Source organism: Shewanella sp. K8 (assembly GCF_028823715.1).
Lineage (GTDB): Bacteria > Pseudomonadota > Gammaproteobacteria > Enterobacterales > Shewanellaceae > Shewanella > Shewanella algae.
The window spans coordinates 1-23,222 of sequence record NZ_JAPEHY010000013.1 but is presented as its reverse complement, the minus strand read 5'-3'; the positions used below and the strand labels follow the sequence as shown (position 1 = coordinate 23,222).

Genomic DNA, 23,222 nt, shown 5'->3' with positions numbered 1-23,222 from the left:
TGCTTTACTGATATAATCATGGCTTTTCCCCGGTCAGCCTCTGTTCATGTCAGCTTCTCAACCACCACAATTTGATCCCGGTATGCTTGGCAAGCTTGCCCGCAACATAAAAGCCTGGGGCAAAGAGCTGGGTTTTGCTCAAGTGGGAATAACGGATACAGATCTCAGCCGCGAAGAGCCCAGGCTACAGGCCTGGCTCGATAAGGGCTATCACGGTGAGATGGGCTATATGGCCAGCCACGGTATGATGCGGGCCCGCCCGGCCGAGTTGCATCCCGGCACTTTGCGAGTTATCTCAGTACGGATGGACTACTTACCGCCACAAGCCGGGTTTGCCCTCAATCTCAAAGACCCTAACCTTGGCTATATCTCCCGTTATGCCGGCGGCCGCGACTATCACAAGCTGATGCGTAATCGCTTGAAAAAGTTGGGCGAGCGCATAGATGAAGCGCTCAAAGCCCTGCAACTTGAAGGCTGTGGCTTTCGACCCTTCGTCGACTCGGCTCCCATTCTGGAACGGCCGCTGGCAGAAAAGGCCGGGATCGGCTGGACAGGTAAACACTCACTGATCCTCAACCATGAGGCCGGCAGTTGGTTTTTCCTCGGAGAGCTGCTGGTGAACCTGCCGCTGCCCATGGATGTCGCCATAGCCGAAGGCTGCAACACCTGCGTTGCCTGCATCACAAGTTGCCCAACCGGCGCCATAGTCGAGCCTTATGTGGTCGATGGGCGCCGCTGTATCTCCTACCTCACCATAGAACTGGCCGGCAGCATTCCACTGGAGTTTCGGCCACTGCTCGGCAATCGCATCTACGGCTGTGATGACTGCCAGCTGGTATGCCCCATCAACCGCGCCGCGCCTTTGACCGCAGAGACTGACTTTCATCTAAGGCCACAACTGAAGCAACCCAAACTGCTGGAGCTGTTTGCCTGGAGCGAGGCCGAGTTTTTGAAAAACACCGAAGGCAGCGCCATTCGTCGCATAGGCCATGAACGCTGGCTGCGCAATATTGCGGTGGCACTGGGCAATGCGCCCGGCAGTGAAACCATAGTTGCCGCCTTGCAGGAGCGACTGACAGATGCCTCAGAACTGGTCGCAGAACACATAGAGTGGGCACTGGCGCAGCAGGCAGAAAAACTCAGCGCCAACGACACAGCGCCTATTCCCGCCCGCAAGACGGGGCGCCTGATCCGGATAGTGGAAAAGGGTTTGCCAAGAGACGCCTGAATTCAAGCCTAATCCAGGGTAAAACCCACCTTGATGGTGACCTGCCAATGAGCGATAACACCGGCCTCCAGATGTCCGCGAGTATCTATCACTTCAAACCAACGCAAATTATGCAGCGACTGACTGGCCGCCGCGATGGCATTCTTGACCGCTTCGTCCGAGCTGATGGGGGATGAACCTGTCAGTTCTATTATCTTGTACACATGGCTCATAAGGCTTCTCCTGATAGTTATCTGTGTCCAGCACAGGTTCGTGACCTGAGTATAGACAGAAATGGCCGATGGCATATTTCCCTTGGTTTCTGTATATTTCTCAGTTGGATAACCATAGGAAGAAATCAAGGGATTGCTATGCAATTAAAACATTCAGGTCTGGGGATCGCCTCGTTTGCCACCAGCATATTTAGTGGGATAGCCCTGTTTATCACTTTTATTGTTGCAGGAGCCCTGGAGGCAACAACACCGGGCGGCCTGGATGAAAATTCGATGGAAGCCATTCTTGTGGGCCTGATGATCATCTTTATGATGCTGGTCTGCCTGGTGTCTTTGGGATTGGGCATTGGCGGCCTGGTACAAAAAGACCGCCAGAAAATCTTCGCCATTTTGGGCACCACTTTTTCAGGCTTGATCATTCTGGGTACGGTTGGCCTGATAGCGCTGGGCATGAGCATGGGCTGAATCTTTCCCGCGTTAAAGTCAATCAACATCAGGGGCGCAGTGCGCCCCTGACTGTTATTAACCACAGAATTTTATCACCCGAGTCGACGTCGCAACTCCCTGGTCGCATCGACCATGTTCTTCAAAGCCGGCTCGACTTCCTCCCAGTTACGGGTCTTCAAGCCGCAATCCGGGTTGACCCAGAGCTGGTGCACAGGAATTTTCTGCGCCGCCTTTTCAATCAGGCTCACCATGGCCTCCACTGTTGGAATATTGGGGGAGTGAATATCATAAACCCCGGGGCCGATTTCATTGGGATAATCAAAGTCCTCAAAGGCATTCAACAACTCCATCCGCGAGCGCGATGTTTCTATGGTGATCACATCGGCATCCATGGCAGCAATGGCGGCAATAGTGTTGTTGAATTCGCTGTAGCACATATGGGTATGAATTTGGGTCTCGTCTCTGACACCGGCGGCGCTGAGCTTGAAGGCGGCCACCGCCCAATCGAGATAATGGGCCCAATCGCTGCATTTGAGCGGCAAGCCTTCCCGAAAAGCCGGCTCATCAATCTGAATAATACCTATGCCCGCCCGCTCCAATGCCACCACTTCATCACGTATCGCCAGGGCCAACTGAGTCGCTATCTGCTCGCGGCTGATATCCTCGCGGGCAAAGGACCAATGCAATATGGTCACGGGCCCGGTCAGCATGCCTTTCACTGGTCTGTCGGTGAGACTCTGGGCATATTCGGCCCAGTCGACTGTCATCGCCTTGGGACGGGTCACATCGGCGTAGATCAGCGGCGGCTTGACGCAGCGGGAACCATAGCTCTGCACCCAGCCATGTTTGGTAAAACCTACGCCATCGAGCTGTTCACCAAAGTATTCCACCATGTCGTTGCGCTCGGCTTCACCGTGTACCAACACATCTATGCCCAGCTTGAGCTGACGTTCTATGGTATCCCGGGTCACCTGTTGCAGCTGCTCTGTGTACACAGCATCGTCCAACTCACCCTTGCGCCAGCGGCTACGCAGGTTACGAATGGCTGCCGTCTGCGGGAATGAACCTATGGTAGTCGTCGGCAACAAAGGCAGCTTGAACCTGGCCTGCTGGGCTTGTCTGCGCACCTCAAACTCATGGTTTCGGTCGTAATCGGTTGCGCTCAGGGCATCGATTCTGGCACTGAGCTGTTGATTACGCCCCTGCGCCCTGGCCGCGCGCCGATCCCGGCAACGGGCGACCACGGCTTTGGCATTTTCAGTCTCAGGCGCCTCCAAAAGCGCCTTGAGCTCCTGCAACTCGGTAAGTTTTTGCCTGGCGAAAGCCAGCAGGCTTTTAAGCTCGGGCGCCAGCGCAGTCTCCACCTCGAGATCCACCGGGGTATGCAACAGGGAGCAGGAAGTGGCGAGCCAGAGCCTGTCTCCCAGATCCCGCGCCAGTGGCGCCAACTGCTCGGCCACAAGATCCAGATCGGCGGCCCAGACGTTACGGCCGTTGATCACCCCAACCGACAACACCTGTTCGGGCGCCAATGCACCGACAAAGGCCTGCAACTGCTCGGGCGCGGTGACCAGATCCAGGTGAATACCCGCCACCGGCAGTGCCGACAACAGACTTTGATGGTGGGCTACAGTGCCGTAATAGGTTGCCAGCAACAGCTTGAGCGGCGCCGACTTGAGTACGCCGTAGGCCTGATTGAAGGCCTGTTGCCAGTTGTCATCCAGCTCAAGTGCCAGCGCAGGTTCATCCAATTGCACCCATTCAACACCCTGGGCGGCAAATCGGGCCAGAATGGCTTGATAACATTCCACCAGCGCCGGCAGCAGTGTCAAACGGTCGAACTCTGAGCCCACTGTCTTGGACAGATACAGGAAAGTGACCGGCCCCAAGAGTACCGGCTTGGCAGTGTGGCCCAGCGTCTGAGCCTCGGTCACCTCTTCAAACAACTGTTCCCAGGCGATATCGAAGCGTTGATCTTCGCTGAGCTCAGGCACCAGATAATGGTAGTTGGTGTTGAAGTACTTGGTCATTTCAGACGCCGGCGCATGCTTGCCGCTGGGCGCTCGGCCACGGGCAATCCGGAACAGGGTATCGAGATTGACAGCGCCGCCGTCACGGTGACGCTCGGGGATGACCCCCAGAGTCGCACTCAGGGTCAACACCTGATCATAGTAAGCAAAGTCACCGACCGGCAGCTGCGCCACCCCGGCGTCGGCCTGCCACTGCCAGTGGGTACGCCTAAGCTCCCTGGCAACACTCTCTAATTCGGCCACGCTGGACTCACCGCGCCAATATTTCTCCAAAGCAAACTTGAGTTCACGTCGACGTCCGATACGGGGAAAGCCAAGACTATTTAATTGCATAATGTATACCATCCTCTATAAACTGTGCAGCAAGTGACTGGCGACGCCGAAACACAACAAATCAAACCGGGCGTCTGGACGTCTAGAAGTTTATTGTGCTAGTCTCAGCACAGGCAACCGAATTGAATTCAAGGGCAACATGAGCGGCATTCATGTGGAGAGGAAATGATAGAACTGAGACACCTTCGTACTCTGATAGCACTGAAAGAAAGTGGCAGTCTGGCCGGCGCGGCGAAGAAACGTTTTGTCACCCAGTCGGCGCTGTCACACCAGATTAAAGAGTTGGAGACCCGGATTAACTCCCAGGTATTTGTTCGCAAAAGCAAACCTCTGACCTTCACGCTTGAGGGCAGTCGCCTGCTGACCCTGGCAGAAGAGATACTGCCCCGGGTACAGGAAACCGAATTTGTGCTCAAACGCGGTCTATCTGGAAGCAGCGGTCCCTTGAAGGTGGGTATTGAGTGTCACAGCTGTTTTCGCTGGCTGATGCCTGTAATGGAAGCCTTTCATCAGTCTTATCCGGATGCCAATCTGGATCTCTCCAGCCGCCATCTGTTCGACTCTCTCAATGCGCTGGAAACCGGTGAGCTGGATATAGTGCTGACCTCAGATCCTGTGCCCGGCCATGCCCTTGCCTATCAGCATCTGTTTGATTTTGAAGTGAGACTGGTGATGGCCAAAGATCACCCTCTGGCAGGCAACAGCTATATTTTGCCGCAACAACTGGCCAGGGAACCTATTATCAGTTATCCGGTACCGCTGGAAAGGCTGGATATTTTCCGTCACTTCCTCGAGCCGGCCGGAGTGGTGCCCGGCCCACAAAAACGCTGTGATCTCACCAATGTGTTGCTGCAACGCATCGCCTGTAAAGAAGGGGTTGCGGCCTTGCCCAACTGGTCACTGACCGAAGCCCAGGGCTTGAGCCTGACCTCGGTGAAACTGGGGCAGGAAGGCCTGAAACGGCCGCTGTTCGGTGCCTACCGCCGCGACAGCAGCAATAGAGTGCAGCTGCAAAGGCTGCTGGAATTGATTGCCAAAGAGGGATTACAGCGTCAAGACAGACACTGACTGAGCGGCTGCCACCGCGCCTGAAAGTCGGCGGCAGTCACAAAGCATCTAGAGAGGATTCAGCAGCAGACCGCGCTGGGACAATACCCTTCTCAGTACCAGTCCGGGTGAATTGGGATCCCGGGTCTGTCTCAGGTTATGGGCGACCATAAACTCGCTTTGCAGCTCATCATCCAACCCCAGAGATTCAAAAGCTTCCACCGTCAGCGTCTGCTGCTGGGTCTCTATCAGGGTCTTGATAATGCCCAGCGGGAAGCACTGCTCGGCTTCGGCGTTGAGATAGGCAAACGCCGTCAGGGCAATAATCTGACCAAAGACGCTGAACAGTGCCAGAGTCTGCACTTCATCCGCGTCTATCTGTACCCCTTGCATCTGATGCAAGCTGTCCACCGACTCGGTCGCCACAGACTCAGTCAGGCGCCAATAGCCAAGTACCAGTTTACGGTATGGCTGCGGCAATTCATCGAGCCGCTCTTTGAGATAAAAGCTAAAGGCATAACGGTAGATATTGACCTGTCCCAGACGCACCAATGCATCCTTGAGGCTGCGGTTTGGCTGAACGGAAGGAGAGAGCGCGTTATTGCTGCGCCACAGCAGATGAGCTGCCAGAGCGGGATCGGTCGCGACAATATCGATCACATTGCGAATATCGCCATCAGCAATAATGGCCTTCTTAAGCGGGATCAGGATGCCGCGGCGCCCTATCACCTGCTCTTCGTTGGCAATAATGGCACGCACTTGAGTAAAAACCTGCTGCTCAAGATCTGTCATGTGATTCTTTAAACCTGTTGTTATTTATTATGGAGGCACTATTGCCATTTATTATGGCAGAGAATTTACCCATAAAACGCCCACCAGGGTCAAGTTGAATCGATAATTAGCCCGGTTTTTGCCAAATAGAATCAAAAAGTAGCATCAAAAAGCGCCCGCCTCCTGCAGCCTGGTAAAGATGACTTGTGCCAAACGCGAATACCCCTGTTGATTGAGATGCACAGTATCGGACTTGAGCTCGTTTGAACGCAGCAGCTCGGACAGAGTCTGTTCCAGCAAGATGGCGCCGTGCTTGTCGGCCAGTTCGGCATACAAAGGCAGGGGGGACAGCAGCAGGCTCTTTTGCGGCACAGCCAGCAGCACTACCGGAATTTGCCGGGCTTTGGCCTCAAGTAACATGGCCTCAATGTTTTGCGCCAATTGCACCTGGCTACGACCGCGGAGAATATCGTTACCGCCTTCGAGCAAAATAAGCAGATCCGGCTTGGTTTCATCCAGCAGTGCCGGCAAACGCTCAAGCCCGGCAGCAGATTGCTCACCGGAAATCCCGGCGTTGATCACCTCACAACGGCACAACTCGGCCAGACGGCTGGGATAATCCTGCCCGGCCTTGGCACCAACGCCTTGGGTCAGGCTGTCACCGAAGGCCAGCAGTTTGCCATTGCTGCCGATATATGCCAGCTTGGGCTCGGAGCAAGCCAGCAAAAGCAGCGACAACAGGGCTATGGCCACGCCTCTCAAACCATATCTAAAATCAGCTTTCATATTTCGACTCTTGCCTCCTTGTCGGTGAGTACTTTCCAACTAAAACAGATAGAAATACGGGCAGAAAAAAGCCGGGAACCCCCGGCTTTCTATGCTATCAGAAGCGATAGCTGACGCTGAATCTCAGCGCACGGCCGCTACCCGAGTAATAACCATCGCCCCAAGTACTGAAATAACCTGAGCTGGCGTATTGCTTGTCAAACAGGTTGTCGACCCTCAGGCTGGCAAGCCAGGCATCTCGGCTGTAGTTGAGGGCGATATTCCCCAGCCAATAGCTGTCCAGTTTATCGTGCTGATTGCCATTGTCACCCTCCATATATCTATCACCCAGATACTGCCCCTCGACAAACAGCTGCCAGTGCTGACCAAAGTCCACACTGGTGTAGACACGCCCGGAATGCTCGGCCACCCAGGAGAGAGATTTGCCTTTGTTGGCGCCTTCAGTAAATTCGGCATCGATATAGTTGTACTCAAGTCCCAACTGCAGCATTTCATTGAGCTGCCAGTCCCAGTCGAGGCTGGCGCCATAACGGCGGGAAGCATCGGCGTTGACGTTGGCGCCGGGAAAAGCACCGCCGATAGGCATATCAGCACTGGGGTCAAAGACAATTTCATCTTCCAGCGACAGTCGGTACAGGTTCAGACGCAGGCTCTGGTTGCTCAAGGTCCAATCCCAGCCGGCTTCAATGGAACGGCCGGTCTGCGGCTTGAGGCCGACGACTGTTGGCGGCGTATAAGCTTGCTCATCGACCTTGGCGAAACGGAAACTCTCATCACCGCGAAGATAGAATCTGTGGCCTTCCAGCGGCCGATAGTTGAGCCCCAACTCGAGCGCGTGAGCGTCTTCATCCAAATCTATGCCATTGGGGTAAATCTGACCGTCCTTGAGTTCATCCTTGACCTTGGCATAGCGCCCGCCCACCACATAGCTCAGGCTGTTGGTCAGCGGCACATTGGCCTGTAGATAGGTGCTGGTCATGGTTTGGGTATTGCTGCGCTGCATATAACTGAGATCGAACTCGGTTTCACCCCGTTGAATATCGGCGCCTATGACTATGCTCAGCTCACCGTTGCGGGTCTGATAACGCCCCAGCGCCTTGGGATTGAATTCCAACAGCGAGCGCTCGTTACGACCTGGGCTGCCATAGCTGACACTGGACACCAGAGTATCACTGTAGTTGAGGTCCGCAGCCAGGGCCCAGTTGGCGTGCACCTGGCGCTGGAGATGAGCACGCCAGGCAGAAGTCATCTCATGGTTGTAATCACCCGGCGTCGATGTCGCCTGGCGTGGGTCGGCTTCAAACTGAGCCAGGGTCAGTGAGCCTGGAGTCTGGCGCTTGTTATCGTAGTAACTGCCTTCGACAAAGAAGTTGGTCAACTCTGAATCATATTGCAGACGCCCCAGCACAGAACCGGTTTCGTTGGCATTGTTTCTACGGTAGTTGTCGCTCTCGTTGTAAGCAGCAGCCAAATAGTAACGCCAGTTGTCATTGATGGCGCCGGACAGATCCCCACGGCCTTCGTAGGTGTCAAAACTGCCACCGGAGAGGGTCAGGTTGCCACCGCTGGCACTGGGCGCCTTGGTGATAATATTGATCACTCCGCCGACTGCCTGATCACCATAGAGCACCCCGGCGCTGCCGGAAAGGATCTCTACCCTTTCAATCTGATTGACCGCAATGGCACTCAGGCTGGGGGCGGCAATATCGATATTGTTGAGTCGGCGACCATCTATCAGTATCAGGGTGTTATTCACCGCTTGGCTGGAAGAGAAACCGCGCATCGCCAGCACAGGCCCTGAGTTATTGTCCGATATTTGAATGCCACTGCGGCCACGCAGCAACTCGCTCAGATTACTGGCACCGCTTTGCTGAATATCGGCGGCATCTATGACCACCACATTGGCGGCAATATTGAGCGGCGTGTCATCCTGACGGCCAATGACCACCAGCTGTTCATCCACGGCCTGGGTTGTAGCACTCGCCATGACGGGAACTGATGTAAATGCACCGCAGAGCAGCGCGAGATGATTTAGTTTGAAACCCATTTTCCTTTGACTCCTGAAAGGGAAACGGGGCAAGAGTGCCACGGCAGGGAGAGCCCCTTGGCTGCCGCATTTCGAGATCTGCCCACCGAAATCATCGAAATACCTCCAGGGCCGGTCTCCGGACTTTGGCTATGCGGTTGACCGCGCAAGACCCGGCTTTTATGACACCACTTGGGCGCGCCTGTCTCTCACCATTTACCGTTGCGGGGGCAGTGCCGGATTCTCACCGGCTTCCCGATTATCCCCGGTCTTTCATTCCGGGGCACCACGAGAGGTTGACTGAAATACTGTGCTGTCATTCCCGGCCTGGCCGAGAGCGGGCATTATAGACGTCTATATGGATGAATGTCTAATTTTGACGACGACTGACCGCCGCAGATTTACCCTGAAAACAAAAAGGGAGCCGAGGCTCCCTTTCCATTATCTTAACCCAGCTCTTTGGGGTTACTGCCAAAGCGGTTGTCACCCACTTCGCTGTCCTGGCAGTAGAAGACCAGCAACACTATCCAACCTATGATAGGGATTAATGCCAACAACTGCCACCAACCACTGCGGTCAGTGTCGTGCAGACGACGCGCGGCAACCGCAATAGAGGGCAACAACAGGCCCAAAGAATAAATCAGCCCCAGCACTGTGGTACCCAGCGCATAGTCAATAGCACTGACAACCAGGCTGAAAATGATATAGAACAGAGTGAACATCCAGTATTCTGTCCGACGGGCCCGACCGGTAAAGTCGGCGTATTTTTTGATGGCTCCGATGAAATGTTCCATGTTTTCTCCCAATAACAGATCCAAGATCCGATAACGCCGCACCAATTATTGAATGGCTTAAGGCAACCAAAGTTTCATCAGAGTTTCTTACTCCCTGAAACAGCGAACAATTTTAACATACCTGAATGAACTGCAAAGTGACAGAAAAGAGATTTACCTTCCATCCGCCACAAAATCAGAGATATCTCACCCTGTCAGTCGTCATTGGTTTACAAATATCGCCATATTCATAGCCATAAATAGCCATGAACAGCCAGCCGGCGCTTTTTCATCTTATCTGCTCAGCGTAAAACCACGGCTGGCGGCCAGCACCTGGATATCGGTTTCAATCTGTGCCAGTTGTGTCTGACGCTTTCGACCGATTGCACCTGAGTTAAACTTGGATGCCAGGTTGCCAAGAATATAGCGCCAATGCAGCGCTTGTTTTTTACGCTGTTTACGGCTCAAAGGATTCAGTGGCGGCTGCGCTGCGAGCGCCTTGAGCAAGGTTGCAGTAGCGCCGCGCCAAACATCGGGCAGCGATTCCAGGTTATTCAAAAGCCAGCCAAGACATACCAAGCGGCTCAATTCGGTGTGGGCAAATCCTTTGTTACCCAAAGGCATTTGCCGCCTCAATAACAAGGCATGGAATTGCCCCTGAATTTCCGTGCTCCAAGGTTTGCGTTGCAGCTTGGTCAGGTGCAGGGAGAAGACCATCTTCGCCAGTTCATGCTCTAAAAACAGGCTACGAATGCCATCGAGCAGTGCCAGGGTAAACTCAGGGTAGCGGCGGCCGAGCGCCAATTGCAGTGAAAGTTCGAGGCCAGAGACGCCCTCGCCTTTACTTGGCGGCTCCCACTTGAGGCACACAGGGACAAACCAGGCAAGAAAACGCACCTGCCATTCAGGCCTGGCGGCGATATAGCCAAGGGCCTGCCGTCCCAAATAGCTACTGGCCGGACTGGCCCGGTTGGCTTCAAGCCGTGCCAGTAACTCGGCGGGGTTATCGGCCTCCAGTAACTGCTCAACTATTGGCGACAACCGCTCCCGAGCCCGAAGAAAGCGCAAACACTGGACCGTTTTACCCACAAACTTTCCGCCAATGGCCAGCGGCAATAGCGCGATTAGAATCCCCCACAGCTCGAGCCAGGTATTTTGCTGTTCTCGATAGTACTGGATATCGGTGCGCACTATGCCGGGCTCCTCAGGCAAATGCCAAAGGATCACGGCTTCACCGACGCTTCTCGAATCGCAAAGCAGGCCTGGGGGATCCCAGATCTGATACTCGCTGCCGTTTGGCAACTGATAATGCACCTGGCAATCCCACTCATAACGGCCAAAACCCCAGCGCCCAGGGGACACATAGTGTTGCTCACGCCGGGCAATATAGCCTTGGGTCTCGGCGCCTCGCTCGAGCAGGATATTCACTTCATACCAGGATTGGACACTCTCTTTGACAAAATAGAGCCCTAGAGCCGAGAACAGCCCGCCGGCAAGCGCAAAAAGGCCGATAATTATCAGATCTTCCCAGATTGCCCGTATCTTTCCCACCGGGCCTCCTTTGATTCAATCCTTTAAAGGCGCGGATTGTAGCAGATTTCAGCAATCAGTTGAGGAACACTTCACAGTTTGCCATCCGGTTCTGCGCGCGCCAAAGAGTCATGCTATGCTCGGGCAAATTGCTAAAGGAGTAACAGCATGAAACGCCCTATCATTCTCGACTGCGATCCCGGCCATGATGATGCCATCGCCTTGATCCTGGCCCTGGCCAACCCTGAGCTGGACCTGCTGGCCGTGACCACCAGCGCCGGTAACCAAACCCAGGAAAAAACACTCAACAACGCCATGCGAGTGCTTACTCTGCTGGGCAGAACCGATATTCCTGTGGCCAGCGGCGCCCCCAAGCCTTTGGCAAGGGAGCTGATCATTGCCGACAGTGTTCACGGTGAATCCGGGCTCGATGGCCCAGAACTGCCGGATCCCGCCTTTGAGCCTCAGCCAATGATGGCCTGGGAACTGATGGCAGAGAAAATCCGCCAAAGCAGCCAGCCGGTGACTCTGGTGCCCACGGGCCCCTTGACCAATATCGCTATTTTCCTGAGCGCCTATCCCGAACTCAAGTCCCGTATCGAGCAGATAGTGCTGATGGGTGGCGCCGCCGGTGTCGGTAACTGGACCCCTGCCGCCGAATTCAACATTTTTGTTGATCCTGAAGCGGCCGACATGGTGTTCAAGTCAGGGATCCCCACCGTCATGGCCGGTCTGGACGTGACCCATGAGGCGCAGATCATGGAAGAGGATGTAGCCCGTTTCCGCGCGATTCCCAACAAGGTTGCCAAGTGTGTTGCCGATCTGCTGGAATTCTTTGTTATCTACCACAAGGATCCCAAGTGGGGCTTTGATGGCGCGCCGCTGCATGACCCCTGCACCATAGCCTGGCTGCTCAAGCCTGAGTTGTTCATCGGCTTGGACTGCCATGTGGCCATCGAAACCCAGAGCGAGCTGACTGTAGGGATGACGGTTGTCGACCGCTATCACTTAACCGGCAAGCCCGCCAACGCCAAGGTGCTGATGCATCTGGATCGTGAAGGCTTTGTGGATCTGCTGGTTGAAAGCCTCTACGCCTATCAGGATTAATACATGAGTAGACTAGTGATAATCGGCAGTGCCAATGCCGATCATGTGATGGAGTTCAGTCACTTGCCCGAGCCAGGGCAAACACTGATGAGCCGCAGCTACCGTTTGGAACACGGTGGCAAAGGCGCCAATCAGGCAGTTGCTGTAGCCAGACTGGTGCAGCCTGGCACCCGAGTGGACTTTATCTGCCATCTTGGGGACGACGCCATCGCCGATACCATGATCAAGAGTTGGTTGGACGATGGCATTCATCCTCAGGGCTTGAAGAAAGTGCCGGAAATGGCAACCGGCAGCGCAATGATTTTCATCGGCGATGGCGGTGAAAACTGTATTGGGGTGGCCGCCGGCGCCAACGCCAGCCTGGAGCCAGCCGATGTTCACTGTCATCAAGAGCTGTTCGAAGGCGCCAGTTACCTGCTGGCACAGCTGGAAACGCCGTTGGAATCGGTCAAAGCCGCGCTGCAACTGGCCAAGCAACAAGACACAGTGACAATTCTCAACCCGGCCCCCGCCAGCACGCTGGCTGACGATGTGCTGGCCTTGGTGGATATCATCACTCCCAACGAAACTGAGGCAGAAGCCCTTACCGGTATCAAGGTGGAAGATGAAGCCGGCGCAGCCAAAGCCGCAGCCGCTCTGCAAGCCAAAGGGGTTGGCGCCGCGGTGATCACCCTCGGCAGCCGCGGCGCCTATGTGCGTCATCCCGAGTTTGAGGGCTTGGTGCCTAGCTACCCGGTCAAGGTACTTGATACTGTGGCCGCAGGAGACACCTTCAACGGTGCCCTGATGGTGGCTTTAAGTGAAGGGCTGGCCATGGAACAAGCGGTGGATTTTGCCAATAAGGCCGCTTCCATAGCCGTGACCCGTCATGGCGCCCAGCGCGGAATTCCCTACCGCCGCGAGCTGTAATCACGCCTTTACCGCCACAAAAACGGGAGTCATAGACTCCCGTTTTTTATGCTGGCTGCCAGTCAAATTATTCGCCTGGATTGGCATCTCTGTGGGCCTGAAGCTTGGTGGCAAACTCCTGCTGCAGCTGCTCCATCTTAGGCAGCAGCCCCTGGCTAAGTGATTGAGTCACCATCATGGATTCCTGCATCACGGCTGGCATCTTGGCGACCATGGAGCGCCCAGTATCACTGGCATAAAACGCCAGCATATCGGCAATTTCCTTGTCGCTGTAATGCTTGACATAAATATCGGTCAACGGTTGCTTCAGCTTGTCCCAACCCAGCTCCTGCTTGAAGATCTGCGTACTCTTGCGGGCAAACTCTTCAAATAAAGGCTTTTCACTCTCCTTGATATTGAACTGTTGTTGCATGCCCAAAATCATCATTTCCATCTGGGTATAAGCCGTGTCCATCATGGAGTCCATCTGCATTTCCAGCAGTAACTGCTCCACCTGAGCCCGGCGAGCGCTGTCATCGGCCAACGCCAAAGGGCTGCTGAGCAATATGCCGCCCAGGATCAGAGATGACAAAAAACCAGGACCTTTCATGAGTGCCTCCGTGGCAAGTATTGATTCGGCTGTCAGTCTATCACAGCCCAAGCGACTGTCAGCTGCTCCAACCTCGGCTGACAGTTAAAATTCTGAGATTAATTCTCATTTAAGGGAAATGCCGTTATGATTGACCCAGGCGGGAGCCTGCGGGGCTCTCGTGCTGTCGAGAGAAATATCGACCCTAAAACCAGAAAAGGAATTGAAAATGAATAAGTTAACCAAGAGACTCGCGGGTATTGCCCTGTTGGGAGCCGGCGCCGTTATCAGCAGCACTGCCAGCGCCGACGAATGCAGCCTGACCATCACAGCCAACGATGCGATGCAATTTGATACCAAGGAATTAAGCGTTCCCGCCAGTTGCAAGACGGTAGAACTGACATTGACTCATTCCGGCACCCTGCCAGTGACAGCCATGGGCCATAACTGGGTTCTGAGCAAGAGCGCCGACATGCAGGGCATTGCTACTGATGGTATGGCAGCCGGCGCCGATGCCGCCTATGTCAAAGACGGTGACGAGCGGGTGATTGCCCACACTCCTCTGGTTGGTGGTGGCGAATCTGTCAGCATCAGCTTCAGCACTGAAGGCATGACACCGGAAGAAAGCTACAACTTCTTCTGCTCCTTCCCCGGCCACTGGGCCGTGATGCAAGGCAGCTTCAGCATCAAAGGCTAAGCCTGCACGCTTTGGGCCCGAATGAGGGCCCAAAGAAACATCTCCTTTCCCCTTCGCAAGACCCAATAGCCGCCTTTTCGCCAAATGAGTCAGGGAACCCGGTGACAACTTGCCTGTCTTGGCCTTATGGATGAAATCACCTATCAATATCGGCTTGGTTTCCAGCCATGGCCTATCACCTGCGGTGAGCTCTTGCACAGGCGATCCTGTGACACGGCGTTAATACGTCCCTGTAGCCTCGACGAAAACATCCTTGTTTTCGACGGTCACAGTTCCGCCTGTGCCTGAAAATGAGGCGTATGTCTGCAGGTATATAAGCAATTTCTAGCAAAGCTATGATTGCAGAATTGCACCAATCCCCTTCGGAGCCGCCGCTGGCGTTGTTGCAAATTGGCGTAGTCGAGACAGGGATGTCGAGGCTCGAAGGTCGAGCAGGGATGCGAGTCCTGAGTGTAGCCAATTTGCTTCATAAGCCAGCGGGGATTTCGGCTACGTCGGGGTGTCCTTGGGGATGCAAGGGGCTTTGGACAAGCAAAGCCCCTTGTCCGGTGTGGTGTGGAACACCACGACTTTAGGCCGCTGGCACAGCGGCTATCATGGCTTCTAACTAAAAGTTACTAATTAGTATTGGCAGGGCTTCCAGCGACGGACGGCCTCCCATTGCCTGCCGCAGGCTTATGCACAGGCGATTCTGTGACTCGCTGCGAGTACATCTCTTATCTCCATGGATGGAGTGTATGCCGACATTTGTCTGGAACAAATGCGGTCGAAAACATCCTTGTTTTCGACGGTCACAGTTCCGCCTGTGCCCGGAAAATGGGCGTATTTCTGTGGACATAGAAGCAATGTCAAACAACGATATGCTTGCAGAATTGCAGCAATTCCCCTCCCTTTGGAGCCGCCGCTGGCGTTGTTGCAAATTGCGGTCACTTGCCACTAAACAGGATTATGGTTACTTGTCGACTTTCTGCGGATGACAGACAAAGCGCCGCTGGGTAGAGTAGGAATCAAGGCTTGAGCCTGTTTCGGCCAGGCACTATTTGAAGGAGAGAGCTTATGTTGGGCGAAAACCATGCGCTGATCCTGGAGTTTCCGGAGCACAAACAGAAAATCCATCAACTCAAGGAAAACGATCCTCACTTTCGCGAGCTGGCAGCCGAGTATCACGACCTCGACCATGAGATCCGTGGATTGGAAGAAAACTGTGTCCCCACGGCAGAAGAACGTTTCAACCAGTTGAAACTGCGCCGCGCCGAACTCAAGTCCTGGCTCTATCAGCAGTTACTGCGCTGATAACCCCAAATACAGAGGCCCTTGCAGCTTAAACCGCAGGGGCCCATGATCAAATCCTGATTAGCTCGATTCCGAGCCGGATCTTAAAGCCTATCCAGATGCAGGGCGTTGGCAAACTCCTGCAATTCACTGGCTTTAACCCCTTCCCCCGAGAGAGTGAACATGGCATTGCCATTGACTATCACAGTCAGCTCTGCCTCACCGGATTCATTACTGAGCATGGCGTTATGCCCCTGAACCTTGACCAGCTTGCCGCCGCTCATGGCTATCATAGATGGATTGGTCAGCATGGCCATAACAGACTGCAATAGGGGGGAGTCGAGCACCAGCTCTATCTCCAGTTGCGCACTGTCTTCTTTGTAGTAGTGGCGGCTGGCATTTATGCCCCCGCCCAACATCATGCCACCTGTATCACTTGAAGGATCATCGGCTTGCCAACCCGGCAATGGCTCGGGAAATACCCCTACGACTTCTCCGGCCCGCTGCTGCCGGATAAGGGTTGAGGCATAATCCAGTTGTGAACTGGCCTGGCTCAATTCACCCTTGCGGTAATGTTGTAACCCGGCCTCAATGGCTTCGGCTACGGCAGGATCTTCGGCAGCCTGCAGCGGCGCTGCCAATGCCAATGAGGCAACAAGTAATAGATTTGAAGGTTTCATTATCTTTCCCTGATAAAAAAGTCCGCGAATAGCATAGCCGCAAGCTGAGTTCTACGCCAGCTATCCGTTACTTGGCTCTTGCTGTAGCTCGGCGGCAAGCTTCCGAAGCAGTGTAACATCTGGCTCAAACGTCAGTACCTGTTCGGCTCTGGCCAGCGCCAGCTCGGAGTGTTTGCGACACACCTCGCTAAACTCCGCCCGGTTGGACAAGGCTTGAAAGGCTTTTTGCAGCCGAATGTGAATTTCCACCAGCGCCGCACCATCCCGGGCTATCGGCATAAAGAAGTCATCGAACAGTTCTTCAAGACGTATCGGCAGCATCCAAACTCTGGGATAGGGAATAGCCTCAGGCGCCGGCAGATTCTGCTCATCGGTCACCTGCCATTTGGCTATTAATCTGACTCCGCGACCAATCACATCTATCGCTGTGCCAGGATCATTCACCGCCGCCGACAAGGCCCTCGATGCCACTTCGGCCAATACCGACAACCCAAAGCGAGGGTCTTGATCGAAAGAACGTTCATTGGCCACGGTAAAAGCCTTGTGCAGTGGCTGTAACTGAGCGTCATCGACACCGCCATCCTCGGCCTGAAAACTCAGCCACAGCAATGGCCGTCCCTGATGGACAAAGGCACCTGGCAATGACGTGATATAGGCTTCGGCACCGTAATCTTCGGCCCATTGATTGATGCTGCCGAGATCCACATGCTGCACATAGCCTGTGTCGGCCGGATAGAGAGCTAAAGCCCCTTTGGGAATATCCTCCTCTGATGCCAGGCGCCGCCCGTCCAGCCAGGGATGCTCACAGCGCCGCTGGATAGCCGCTCCGGCCGCCTTTTCAATCCTGTCTGTGGTTTCCCCTACCCGGCCTAGCTTGGACAAATGATTGATCCACACCAGAATGGTGGCCACTATCAATACCACCACGGCCACAGTCACCAGAAACAGTACCACCCGCCCCTCTTCGCCATAGACACCTGTACTGAGGGCGATAATGCCCACTATGCTGAAAACAAAGGAGCCGACAAAGGTAGCCAGCGCCTGCTGGGCAGTGGAGTCTTCCATCAACAGCTTGGTGGCTCTGGGGGAAATATTGCTGGTGGCTGCGCCATAGGCGGAAATCATCACACTAAGGGAAAAGGTGGTCACGGCCAACATGCTGGAGGCGAGGATATTGAGCAGCTTGTCCACCGCATCTGCACCTATTATGCCCGACAGCGAAGGGGGAATAACCCCCTGCACCACTATCGCCAGCAATGCGGTAACCACCGCCAGAATCGCAAACAGCACAGTGCGCATCCAGAGTTTTCGGCTCAATTGCAACAGCCGCCAGCCCCATTTACTCAGCATAATCCCACTCCTTTGATGACTCTCTCCCTGGCCAGAATAGCAGCCTTTTGTTCTTTGGGCAGGCAGATCAAGCTGTTAGACTTGGGAAGGTGCAAACAAGTCCTATAGTGCAAGCCAGAGCGTCACCAGGACCTATTAGCACCTTCCCTTAAGCTTCTACCCTGCGGCCAGGATAATAATGAAAGTCGATCTCAACCTGCTTCCGGTATTGGAAGTCCTGCTGGAAGAACAAAGCGTTACCGGCGCGGCCAGGCGGTTGCACCTGAGTCAATCGGCCGTCAGCAAGCAGCTTAATCGCCTGCGGGAGTTGTTCAATGACCCGCTGTTTGAACGCAGCGCCTTCGGCCTCAAACCCACTCCCAGAGCGCTGGCTCTGGGGCCAGAGCTGCAGCAATGGCTCAGGTTGGCCGAGCGGCTGACGCTACCGGACGAGTTTGACCCTGCCGCCAGTGAACGTCAGTTTCGTATGCACTTGGTGGAAACCGCCTACTCCCTCACTCTGCCGCATTTTATGCCTTCCTTGCTGCGCCAGGCTCCCGGGCTGGATATCAACTGCAAGACCTGGTACCCGGGCACCATGGAGCAGCTGCTGCGCTGCGAGCTGGACTTTGCCATAGGCTGCCGCGAGTGGGATCCGCGCTCGCTGATGCATATCAACAGCCTGCCGGATGAACTCGAGTATCTGGAGCTGACCCGCGACAAGCCCATCTGCCTGCTGCCGCCGAATCATCCTGCGCTTGAGGGTGACTGGAACCTGGAGCGTTTTCTCAGCTTCGAGCATCTGCAGGTGGCCTTTGGCGGTATCGAACATTGGTTGCTGGACGATGTGTTGGCGCTGAAGCACAAGACCCGGCGGATCCGCGCCAATATCACCGACTTTCCCACTGCGCTGGAGTTATGTCGCCACAGCGAGTTAATCCTCTGCGCGCCAGCCAAATATGCGGCCCAGGCGCTGCAACATGTTGAGTTGGCGACGCTGGAAGTGCCGATAGATCTGGTGCCCGGTGCGTACGTGTTGTTGTGGCACAAGCACTTCAATCAAGACCCTGCCCACAAATGGCTGAGGCAGATGATTGCCGACACAGTAATCCCGGCCAATCAGCAATGAGGCGTCGCCAGAATTCGCCTTATAAAACAAAGCTCTGGTTTACAGGTCAATACAGTAACGGTTCAATTAAGCGCCTGAATACTTGAGCGCATCAATCAGTAATCTAAAAGCGGCCGAGTGCTGACGCCCACTCGGAAAATAGAGGTGATAACCGGCAAACCGCGGGCACCAATCTTCCAACACCGGGAGCAGTTCACCGGCCGCTATCGCCGGCGCCAACGCATCCTCAGGTTGAAAACAGAGCCCGGCACCGGCTATTGCCGCCTTAGTCACCAACACCGGTTCATTGCAGATAAGCTGGCCGCTTACCCGCACATTCAGCTCGCGGCCCTCTTTGGCAAACTCCCACACATACAAGCCGCCCGAAGTGGGAAGACGCAGATTAATGCAGTTATGCCCGGTCAAGTCCTGGGGGATGGTCGGCTTTGCATGGCGGCAAAAGTAATCCGGCGAGCCCGCCACCAGCATACGCAGATCCGGGCTGATACGCACGGCAACCATGTCTTTGGCCACCTGCTCGCCCAATCGTACCCCGGCATCAAAACCTTGAGCGGCCAAATCAAGCAGCTGTTGATCTACAGAAACCTCGATTTGCAGCTGTGGATGCTGCGCCAGTAAGCGATTAACCACCGGCAGCAATATCGACTCGGCGGCAAACTTGGTGGCGGTAAGCCGAATGTGGCCGCTGATCTCTTGCCTGAAACTGTTGAGTCGCTCCAACTGCTCGGCTATCTGACCAAAGGCAGGCCTTAGGGTCTGCAGCAACTGCTGCCCAGCCTCAGTGGCAGCCACGCTGCGGGTGGTTCGATTCAACAGTTGTACATTGAGGCGCTGCTCCAGGCGCCTTATGGTATGGCTGACAGAGGATTGTGATGTCCCCAACCTGGCCGCGGCGCGAGTAAAGCTGCCCTCTTCAACTACCGCCTGAAACACCCATAAATCCCCCAGCTCTTCCCGTCTCATATATGAATCTCAAATATAAAGCCAATACTGACATATCATTTAATTTACATAATCTGCGCGGCTAAGATCGAATGCAAGTCCTCATCTACACAGGAACAGATCATGAAAATTATCAAAAATGCTGCCAGCCAATCCCTTCAGGGCCCGGAAGCCACCTTCTCCGGTCGGGTAAGAATCGATAATCACTTTGAACCCGGCAGCCCATCGCGTATCGGTGCCGCACTGGTCACCTTCGAGCCCGGTGCCCGCACCGCCTGGCATGCCCACGGCGCCGGGCAACTCTTGTATGTCACGGAAGGAAAGGGTTGGATCCAAAAAGCCGGTGAGCCGAAACAGCTGATTGAAGCCGGTGATACCGTATGGATTGCAGCCAACGAAAAACACTGGCACGGGGCCAGCCAAGACAGGGCCATGAGCCATGTGGCCGTAGCCGAAGCATCGGAGACAGCACCGGCGGCCATCTGGATGGAAAAAGTCACTGATGATGAATATCAGGCTTGATGCCGATCAGCCCGGAGCGGTTTTCGACCCGGTTGAAGCGATATCCGGATAATGGCGCTCACCTGAATAATACCCTTCACACGGGTAATAGGCTTGATATAGGGTGCAGCCAAGGCAGGTGCCGGCGCTTCAGTTGAGGCGCTCGGCATTGTCCAGCATTTTCACCGGCAATTGGTTATCCAGCAAAAAATAGTAAAGTTGCAAATCGGCTATCAGTGACGGCTCGGATAGCTCAAAGTCCTGATAGGTGTGATCCTTGAAACGAAACCTCAGTTGGTGTTCAAAGCGCTTGCTCTGGCAGTAAAGTACCTGTTCTATCCGGGCTATCTCTATGGTGACCCCAAGCAAGACTAACTTACCTTCAACCAGTTTGACCTCCAATGCGCCTTTGCTTCTGGCTGTTAAATAGTCCATCAGCAGCGACAACAGGACGCACACGGCGATATAGGCCAACTGATGCTCAAAAGGCTCATTGGCGAGATACACCAGATAGTAGGCGAACATAGCGCCCACCAAAGTACGAACAACAAAGCTTTGCAACAGCCTGAAGTCCGGCCGTTTGTTTTCCCTGACAAGTTCTTTCATGGATTCCCTTCTAAACGTTTCCAACCAACAGCCGAGCGGCAATGATAGAGATATTTTGTATTAAGAACAAATCATTACCAAAATGCGCAGCACCGCAACTCAAGGGAGCACAAGAAAACTGCAAGGCATAAAATCATGCTAGGCGATAGCTTTATGGCGCAAATTGGAAGAGGCTAATCCGGAGGTTTGCCGGGAAGGCTCTCCTTCCCCGGCGCGGGTTTAACGCTAACTGGATGGAATATAGAGCATGTTAATTAGGGCCGCGGCTATGGTGGTAGCCGGATCTTTGCCATCCACCGCCGGTGCCAGGTTGGTCCAAACCACCAGAGTCACCTTGTTGACGGGATCATGTCCCATAAAGGAGTTATAGCCGGGCAGCTCACCAGTATGACCATAGAGGCTGCCAAACTTGGCGATCCCCAGGCCATAATAGGCAGTGTTGGGATTATCGGGATCTATCGGCCTGACACTATCCAGACGCCTTCGCTGCCAATCGGCATCCAGCAATTCTCCGGCAACCAAAGCCTCTACCCAGGTTGCCAACTCATTGGCACTGGAGATCCCGGCGCCGGCCGCCCAGCCCCAGGAAGGATTGGCCTCGGTTTGATCTATGGGTGCCAGAATGCCCTCTCTGGCTTCTCGCTGCATCTTTTCGGGCAGCATATAAGGCGGATCCATAGTCAACACATTGGTGCCATACATATAACCCCGCGCCAAGGGCGTGGGAAGAGTATTCGAATGGATATCGGGAAACAGAGTCCGCTCAAGACCCAAGGGGGCAAACAACCTCTGCTGCATCACAGCCGCCAGCGGCTTGCCATCGATTTGCTCGGCGATCAGTCCCAGCAAGACGGTATTGGTATTGGAGTATTCAAATGCGCTGCCGGGGGCAAAACCTGGCTTATGGGCAAAACTCATTGCCAGCAGCTCAGTCTGAGTCCACACCTTGGTTGGCTGCTCATCAAGTGTCTGATTCAACTCGAGCGTGGTGCTGTAATTGAACAGGCCGCTGCGCATAGTAAGCAAATGTTCTATGGTGATCGACTCACCGTTTGGCACATTGTCGAGATACATGGAGACAGTGTCACTCAGTTGCAGTCGCCCTTGCTGCGCCATCTGCAAAATCACGGTACCGACCCAGGTCTTGGTATTGGAGCCCACCCTGACATGCTGATCAAAGTCAGTCGCTTCACTGCCGCCATAACGGGTTACCCCATAGGCGGTTTTAAAGTCGCCCCTAGGCGTTCGCAGAATCACCACGGCGCCGGGCACCAGCATCTCCTTGGCCAGTTGTTCCACCGTCTTCTGCATCTTGGCCGTGTCGACAGGATTGAGCACCACTTCTTGTGAATCCGAATTGCAGGCGCTCAGCAAACTCACAGAGACCAAGATAGACGCATGGATAGGCAGATAAGCCCAAAACCTCTTGGCGCTGACGACCACCTTATTGCCAAAGGGCCTGGCTCCCAAGCACTCCCGACTCAACACTCGATTGAACATAAACAGCCTCTCCCTATCTGTTATCGCATACCGGCGAGCTAGACTATCCCGCCTTCCATTGCACCACACTAACCTAGTGGGCTTTGGCAGTGGGTTCAAGTTGTTGTGAGAGAAATATGGCGAGTATTGCCGGGAGCAAAAGGTCCCGCTGCCAGGCTGTTTAACAAACTCAGCTGTAGCTGACTAATTTTATCTCCTTTCGGCATGTATTCGTAATGCGAAAAGCTATGACTTCAGCGCTTCCAGTTCGGCCTCTAAGCTCCCAATCATTTCCGAGGCTAATGCAACAAAACCTCCAAGCTTTGACAGCCTTTCTTCCAACTTAGCCTTCCTTATCTCCGACTCTTTATTCTCATCTTCATCGAGAACAAATCTAACGAGTAGGGCCTCTGCGCCTTCAGTAGCACCAGCCTCCAGAGCCAGTTGAACCCATGGTTCAGCTTTCAGTACTGATTTTTCTGCTGCATTTTTCAAGGCGTATCTGATGAGTAAACGTGCTGAGTAGTCGAGCCCAATGGCCAAATCGAGCCACTCCTTTACATCGCTTTCAACATCGGCAGTTGCCGCTTCTCGAAGAGCAGGGCGGTAGAAATGATGCTCATTACCCTCAACATCAAGTGCCACTAATGTCCTTATTACGGGTTTGAGGTCACCTAATGGGCGAAGGTGTTCCGGTAATGCTGAACGATGCTCCCACAAACTTAAAATTGCAGTTGAACAAGCCTCAGCGACTTCCGAATCTTCAGCGCACTTCTCGGCCTCTTTTATCAGTTCTGCAATGCGATGTGCCATCCAGGAA

At 54.4% G+C, this 23,222-nt stretch carries 23 protein-coding genes and 1 riboswitch; of the genes, 9 read left to right on the top strand and 14 right to left on the bottom strand.

Going from position 1 to position 23,222, the window contains the following annotated elements; translation table 11 throughout:
- Window positions 1–46 precede the first annotated feature (46 nt).
- Window positions 47–1,228, top strand: coding sequence for a tRNA epoxyqueuosine(34) reductase QueG (gene queG, locus ON072_RS08835; protein WP_144380035.1), 1,182 nt, complete (start codon window positions 47–49; stop codon window positions 1,226–1,228).
- Window positions 1,229–1,236: 8 nt separating this feature from the next.
- Here queG and ON072_RS08830 read toward each other — a convergent pair whose 3' ends face one another.
- The gene (locus tag ON072_RS08830; RefSeq protein ID WP_025009040.1) at window positions 1,237–1,440 is read right to left on the bottom strand and encodes a dodecin; all 204 of its coding nucleotides are present in this window, start codon (window positions 1,438–1,440) and stop codon (window positions 1,237–1,239) included.
- A 138-nt stretch (window positions 1,441–1,578) separates the two neighbouring features.
- Here ON072_RS08830 and ON072_RS08825 point away from each other — a divergent pair, with 138 nt between their 5' ends.
- A complete protein-coding gene (locus tag ON072_RS08825; protein ID WP_025009039.1) occupies window positions 1,579–1,905 on the top strand; it encodes a hypothetical protein in 327 nt (108 codons plus the stop codon).
- Window positions 1,906–1,979: 74 nt separating this feature from the next.
- On the opposite strand, the gene metE is transcribed toward ON072_RS08825, so the two are convergent.
- Window positions 1,980–4,250, bottom strand: a complete 2,271-nt coding sequence (gene metE / locus ON072_RS08820; protein ID WP_274626029.1) for a 5-methyltetrahydropteroyltriglutamate--homocysteine S-methyltransferase — start codon at window positions 4,248–4,250, stop codon at window positions 1,980–1,982.
- Window positions 4,251–4,415: 165 nt separating this feature from the next.
- On the opposite strand from metE, the gene ON072_RS08815 reads away from it, so the two are divergent.
- Window positions 4,416–5,318 carry a LysR family transcriptional regulator gene (locus ON072_RS08815; RefSeq protein WP_025009037.1) on the top strand — a complete coding sequence of 301 codons (903 nt, stop codon included), beginning with the start codon at window positions 4,416–4,418 and terminating at the stop codon, window positions 5,316–5,318.
- 48 nt (window positions 5,319–5,366) lie between these two features.
- Here the strand turns inward: ON072_RS08815 and ON072_RS08810 are convergent, their stop codons facing one another.
- The 5 genes from ON072_RS08810 to ON072_RS08790 all read right to left on the bottom strand — a co-directional run bounded on the left by ON072_RS08810 (window position 5,367) and on the right by ON072_RS08790 (window position 11,204).
- Entirely contained in the window at window positions 5,367–6,089 is a 723-nt protein-coding gene (locus ON072_RS08810; protein WP_025009036.1) for an HDOD domain-containing protein, read from the bottom strand.
- Window positions 6,090–6,233: 144 nt separating this feature from the next.
- Window positions 6,234–6,854, bottom strand: coding sequence for a GDSL-type esterase/lipase family protein (locus ON072_RS08805; protein ID WP_037475231.1), 621 nt, complete (start codon window positions 6,852–6,854; stop codon window positions 6,234–6,236).
- A 97-nt stretch (window positions 6,855–6,951) separates the two neighbouring features.
- Window positions 6,952–8,901 (bottom strand): TonB-dependent receptor, encoded by a 1,950-nt coding sequence (locus tag ON072_RS08800; protein WP_144227250.1) that lies wholly within the window; start codon window positions 8,899–8,901, stop codon window positions 6,952–6,954.
- 92 nt (window positions 8,902–8,993) lie between these two features.
- A riboswitch (cobalamin riboswitch) is annotated at window positions 8,994–9,186 on the bottom strand.
- A 140-nt stretch (window positions 9,187–9,326) separates the two neighbouring features.
- Window positions 9,327–9,674: a DUF805 domain-containing protein gene (locus tag ON072_RS08795; RefSeq protein ID WP_144132826.1), complete on the bottom strand. Its 348-nt coding sequence runs from the start codon at window positions 9,672–9,674 to the stop codon at window positions 9,327–9,329.
- Window positions 9,675–9,947: 273 nt separating this feature from the next.
- Window positions 9,948–11,204 carry a DUF3592 domain-containing protein gene (locus ON072_RS08790; RefSeq protein WP_274626028.1) on the bottom strand — a complete coding sequence of 419 codons (1,257 nt, stop codon included), beginning with the start codon at window positions 11,202–11,204 and terminating at the stop codon, window positions 9,948–9,950.
- 147 nt (window positions 11,205–11,351) lie between these two features.
- Between ON072_RS08790 and rihA the strand changes: the two genes are divergently transcribed.
- Window positions 11,352–12,290: a pyrimidine-specific ribonucleoside hydrolase RihA gene (gene rihA / locus ON072_RS08785; RefSeq protein ID WP_274626027.1), complete on the top strand. Its 939-nt coding sequence runs from the start codon at window positions 11,352–11,354 to the stop codon at window positions 12,288–12,290.
- A 3-nt stretch (window positions 12,291–12,293) separates the two neighbouring features.
- Window positions 12,294–13,199: a ribokinase gene (rbsK, locus tag ON072_RS08780; RefSeq protein ID WP_093982167.1), complete on the top strand. Its 906-nt coding sequence runs from the start codon at window positions 12,294–12,296 to the stop codon at window positions 13,197–13,199.
- A 67-nt stretch (window positions 13,200–13,266) separates the two neighbouring features.
- Here rbsK and ON072_RS08775 read toward each other — a convergent pair whose 3' ends face one another.
- Window positions 13,267–13,788, bottom strand: coding sequence for a DUF2059 domain-containing protein (locus tag ON072_RS08775; RefSeq protein ID WP_274626026.1), 522 nt, complete (start codon window positions 13,786–13,788; stop codon window positions 13,267–13,269).
- Between the two features lie 208 nt (window positions 13,789–13,996).
- On the opposite strand from ON072_RS08775, the gene azu reads away from it, so the two are divergent.
- The gene (gene azu, locus ON072_RS08770) at window positions 13,997–14,464 is read left to right on the top strand and encodes an azurin (RefSeq protein ID WP_101059385.1); all 468 of its coding nucleotides are present in this window, start codon (window positions 13,997–13,999) and stop codon (window positions 14,462–14,464) included.
- Window positions 14,465–15,520: 1,056 nt separating this feature from the next.
- Window positions 15,521–15,757 (top strand): YdcH family protein, encoded by a 237-nt coding sequence (locus ON072_RS08765; RefSeq protein ID WP_025009029.1) that lies wholly within the window; start codon window positions 15,521–15,523, stop codon window positions 15,755–15,757.
- An 83-nt stretch (window positions 15,758–15,840) separates the two neighbouring features.
- Here the strand turns inward: ON072_RS08765 and ON072_RS08760 are convergent, their stop codons facing one another.
- On the bottom strand, window positions 15,841–16,416 hold the full coding sequence (locus ON072_RS08760; protein ID WP_144215803.1) for a hypothetical protein: 576 nt from the start codon (window positions 16,414–16,416) through the stop codon (window positions 15,841–15,843).
- Window positions 16,417–16,476: 60 nt separating this feature from the next.
- On the bottom strand, window positions 16,477–17,766 hold the full coding sequence (locus ON072_RS08755) for a DUF2254 domain-containing protein (RefSeq protein ID WP_144379907.1): 1,290 nt from the start codon (window positions 17,764–17,766) through the stop codon (window positions 16,477–16,479).
- Window positions 17,767–17,938: 172 nt separating this feature from the next.
- Between ON072_RS08755 and ON072_RS08750 the strand changes: the two genes are divergently transcribed.
- Window positions 17,939–18,874: a LysR family transcriptional regulator gene (locus tag ON072_RS08750; RefSeq protein ID WP_025009025.1), complete on the top strand. Its 936-nt coding sequence runs from the start codon at window positions 17,939–17,941 to the stop codon at window positions 18,872–18,874.
- Between the two features lie 66 nt (window positions 18,875–18,940).
- On the opposite strand, the gene ON072_RS08745 is transcribed toward ON072_RS08750, so the two are convergent.
- Window positions 18,941–19,837 carry a LysR family transcriptional regulator gene (locus tag ON072_RS08745; RefSeq protein ID WP_144379906.1) on the bottom strand — a complete coding sequence of 299 codons (897 nt, stop codon included), beginning with the start codon at window positions 19,835–19,837 and terminating at the stop codon, window positions 18,941–18,943.
- Window positions 19,838–19,939: 102 nt separating this feature from the next.
- On the opposite strand from ON072_RS08745, the gene ON072_RS08740 reads away from it, so the two are divergent.
- The gene (locus tag ON072_RS08740) at window positions 19,940–20,338 is read left to right on the top strand and encodes a (R)-mandelonitrile lyase (RefSeq protein ID WP_044735080.1); all 399 of its coding nucleotides are present in this window, start codon (window positions 19,940–19,942) and stop codon (window positions 20,336–20,338) included.
- Window positions 20,339–20,467: 129 nt separating this feature from the next.
- On the opposite strand, the gene ON072_RS08735 is transcribed toward ON072_RS08740, so the two are convergent.
- The 3 genes from ON072_RS08735 to ON072_RS08725 all read right to left on the bottom strand — a co-directional run.
- Window positions 20,468–20,923, bottom strand: coding sequence for a hypothetical protein (locus ON072_RS08735; RefSeq protein ID WP_208136073.1), 456 nt, complete (start codon window positions 20,921–20,923; stop codon window positions 20,468–20,470).
- Between the two features lie 225 nt (window positions 20,924–21,148).
- Window positions 21,149–22,423 carry a serine hydrolase domain-containing protein gene (locus tag ON072_RS08730; protein ID WP_082052669.1) on the bottom strand — a complete coding sequence of 425 codons (1,275 nt, stop codon included), beginning with the start codon at window positions 22,421–22,423 and terminating at the stop codon, window positions 21,149–21,151.
- 225 nt (window positions 22,424–22,648) lie between these two features.
- The coding region (locus tag ON072_RS08725; RefSeq protein ID WP_274626025.1) for a hypothetical protein at window positions 22,649–23,222 on the bottom strand (574 nt) is incomplete at its 5' end.

Bases quoted from the DNA above. Each gene is read 5' to 3' on its own strand.
- queG (WP_144380035.1), top strand. From the start codon at position 47: ATGTCAGCTTCTCAACCACCACAATTTGATCCCGGTATGCTTGGCAAG.
- ON072_RS08830 (WP_025009040.1), bottom strand. From the start codon at position 1,440: ATGAGCCATGTGTACAAGATAATAGAACTGACAGGTTCATCCCCCATC.
- ON072_RS08825 (WP_025009039.1), top strand. From the start codon at position 1,579: ATGCAATTAAAACATTCAGGTCTGGGGATCGCCTCGTTTGCCACCAGC.
- metE (WP_274626029.1), bottom strand. From the start codon at position 4,250: ATGCAATTAAATAGTCTTGGCTTTCCCCGTATCGGACGTCGACGTGAA.
- ON072_RS08815 (WP_025009037.1), top strand. From the start codon at position 4,416: ATGATAGAACTGAGACACCTTCGTACTCTGATAGCACTGAAAGAAAGT.
- ON072_RS08810 (WP_025009036.1), bottom strand. From the start codon at position 6,089: ATGACAGATCTTGAGCAGCAGGTTTTTACTCAAGTGCGTGCCATTATT.
- ON072_RS08805 (WP_037475231.1), bottom strand. From the start codon at position 6,854: ATGAAAGCTGATTTTAGATATGGTTTGAGAGGCGTGGCCATAGCCCTG.
- ON072_RS08800 (WP_144227250.1), bottom strand. From the start codon at position 8,901: ATGGGTTTCAAACTAAATCATCTCGCGCTGCTCTGCGGTGCATTTACA.
- ON072_RS08795 (WP_144132826.1), bottom strand. From the start codon at position 9,674: ATGGAACATTTCATCGGAGCCATCAAAAAATACGCCGACTTTACCGGT.
- rihA (WP_274626027.1), top strand. From the start codon at position 11,352: ATGAAACGCCCTATCATTCTCGACTGCGATCCCGGCCATGATGATGCC.
- rbsK (WP_093982167.1), top strand. From the start codon at position 12,294: ATGAGTAGACTAGTGATAATCGGCAGTGCCAATGCCGATCATGTGATG.
- ON072_RS08775 (WP_274626026.1), bottom strand. From the start codon at position 13,788: ATGAAAGGTCCTGGTTTTTTGTCATCTCTGATCCTGGGCGGCATATTG.
- azu (WP_101059385.1), top strand. From the start codon at position 13,997: ATGAATAAGTTAACCAAGAGACTCGCGGGTATTGCCCTGTTGGGAGCC.
- ON072_RS08765 (WP_025009029.1), top strand. From the start codon at position 15,521: ATGTTGGGCGAAAACCATGCGCTGATCCTGGAGTTTCCGGAGCACAAA.
- ON072_RS08760 (WP_144215803.1), bottom strand. From the start codon at position 16,416: ATGAAACCTTCAAATCTATTACTTGTTGCCTCATTGGCATTGGCAGCG.
- ON072_RS08755 (WP_144379907.1), bottom strand. From the start codon at position 17,766: ATGCTGAGTAAATGGGGCTGGCGGCTGTTGCAATTGAGCCGAAAACTC.
- ON072_RS08745 (WP_144379906.1), bottom strand. From the start codon at position 19,837: ATGAGACGGGAAGAGCTGGGGGATTTATGGGTGTTTCAGGCGGTAGTT.
- ON072_RS08740 (WP_044735080.1), top strand. From the start codon at position 19,940: ATGAAAATTATCAAAAATGCTGCCAGCCAATCCCTTCAGGGCCCGGAA.
- ON072_RS08735 (WP_208136073.1), bottom strand. From the start codon at position 20,923: ATGAAAGAACTTGTCAGGGAAAACAAACGGCCGGACTTCAGGCTGTTG.
- ON072_RS08730 (WP_082052669.1), bottom strand. From the start codon at position 22,423: ATGTTCAATCGAGTGTTGAGTCGGGAGTGCTTGGGAGCCAGGCCCTTT.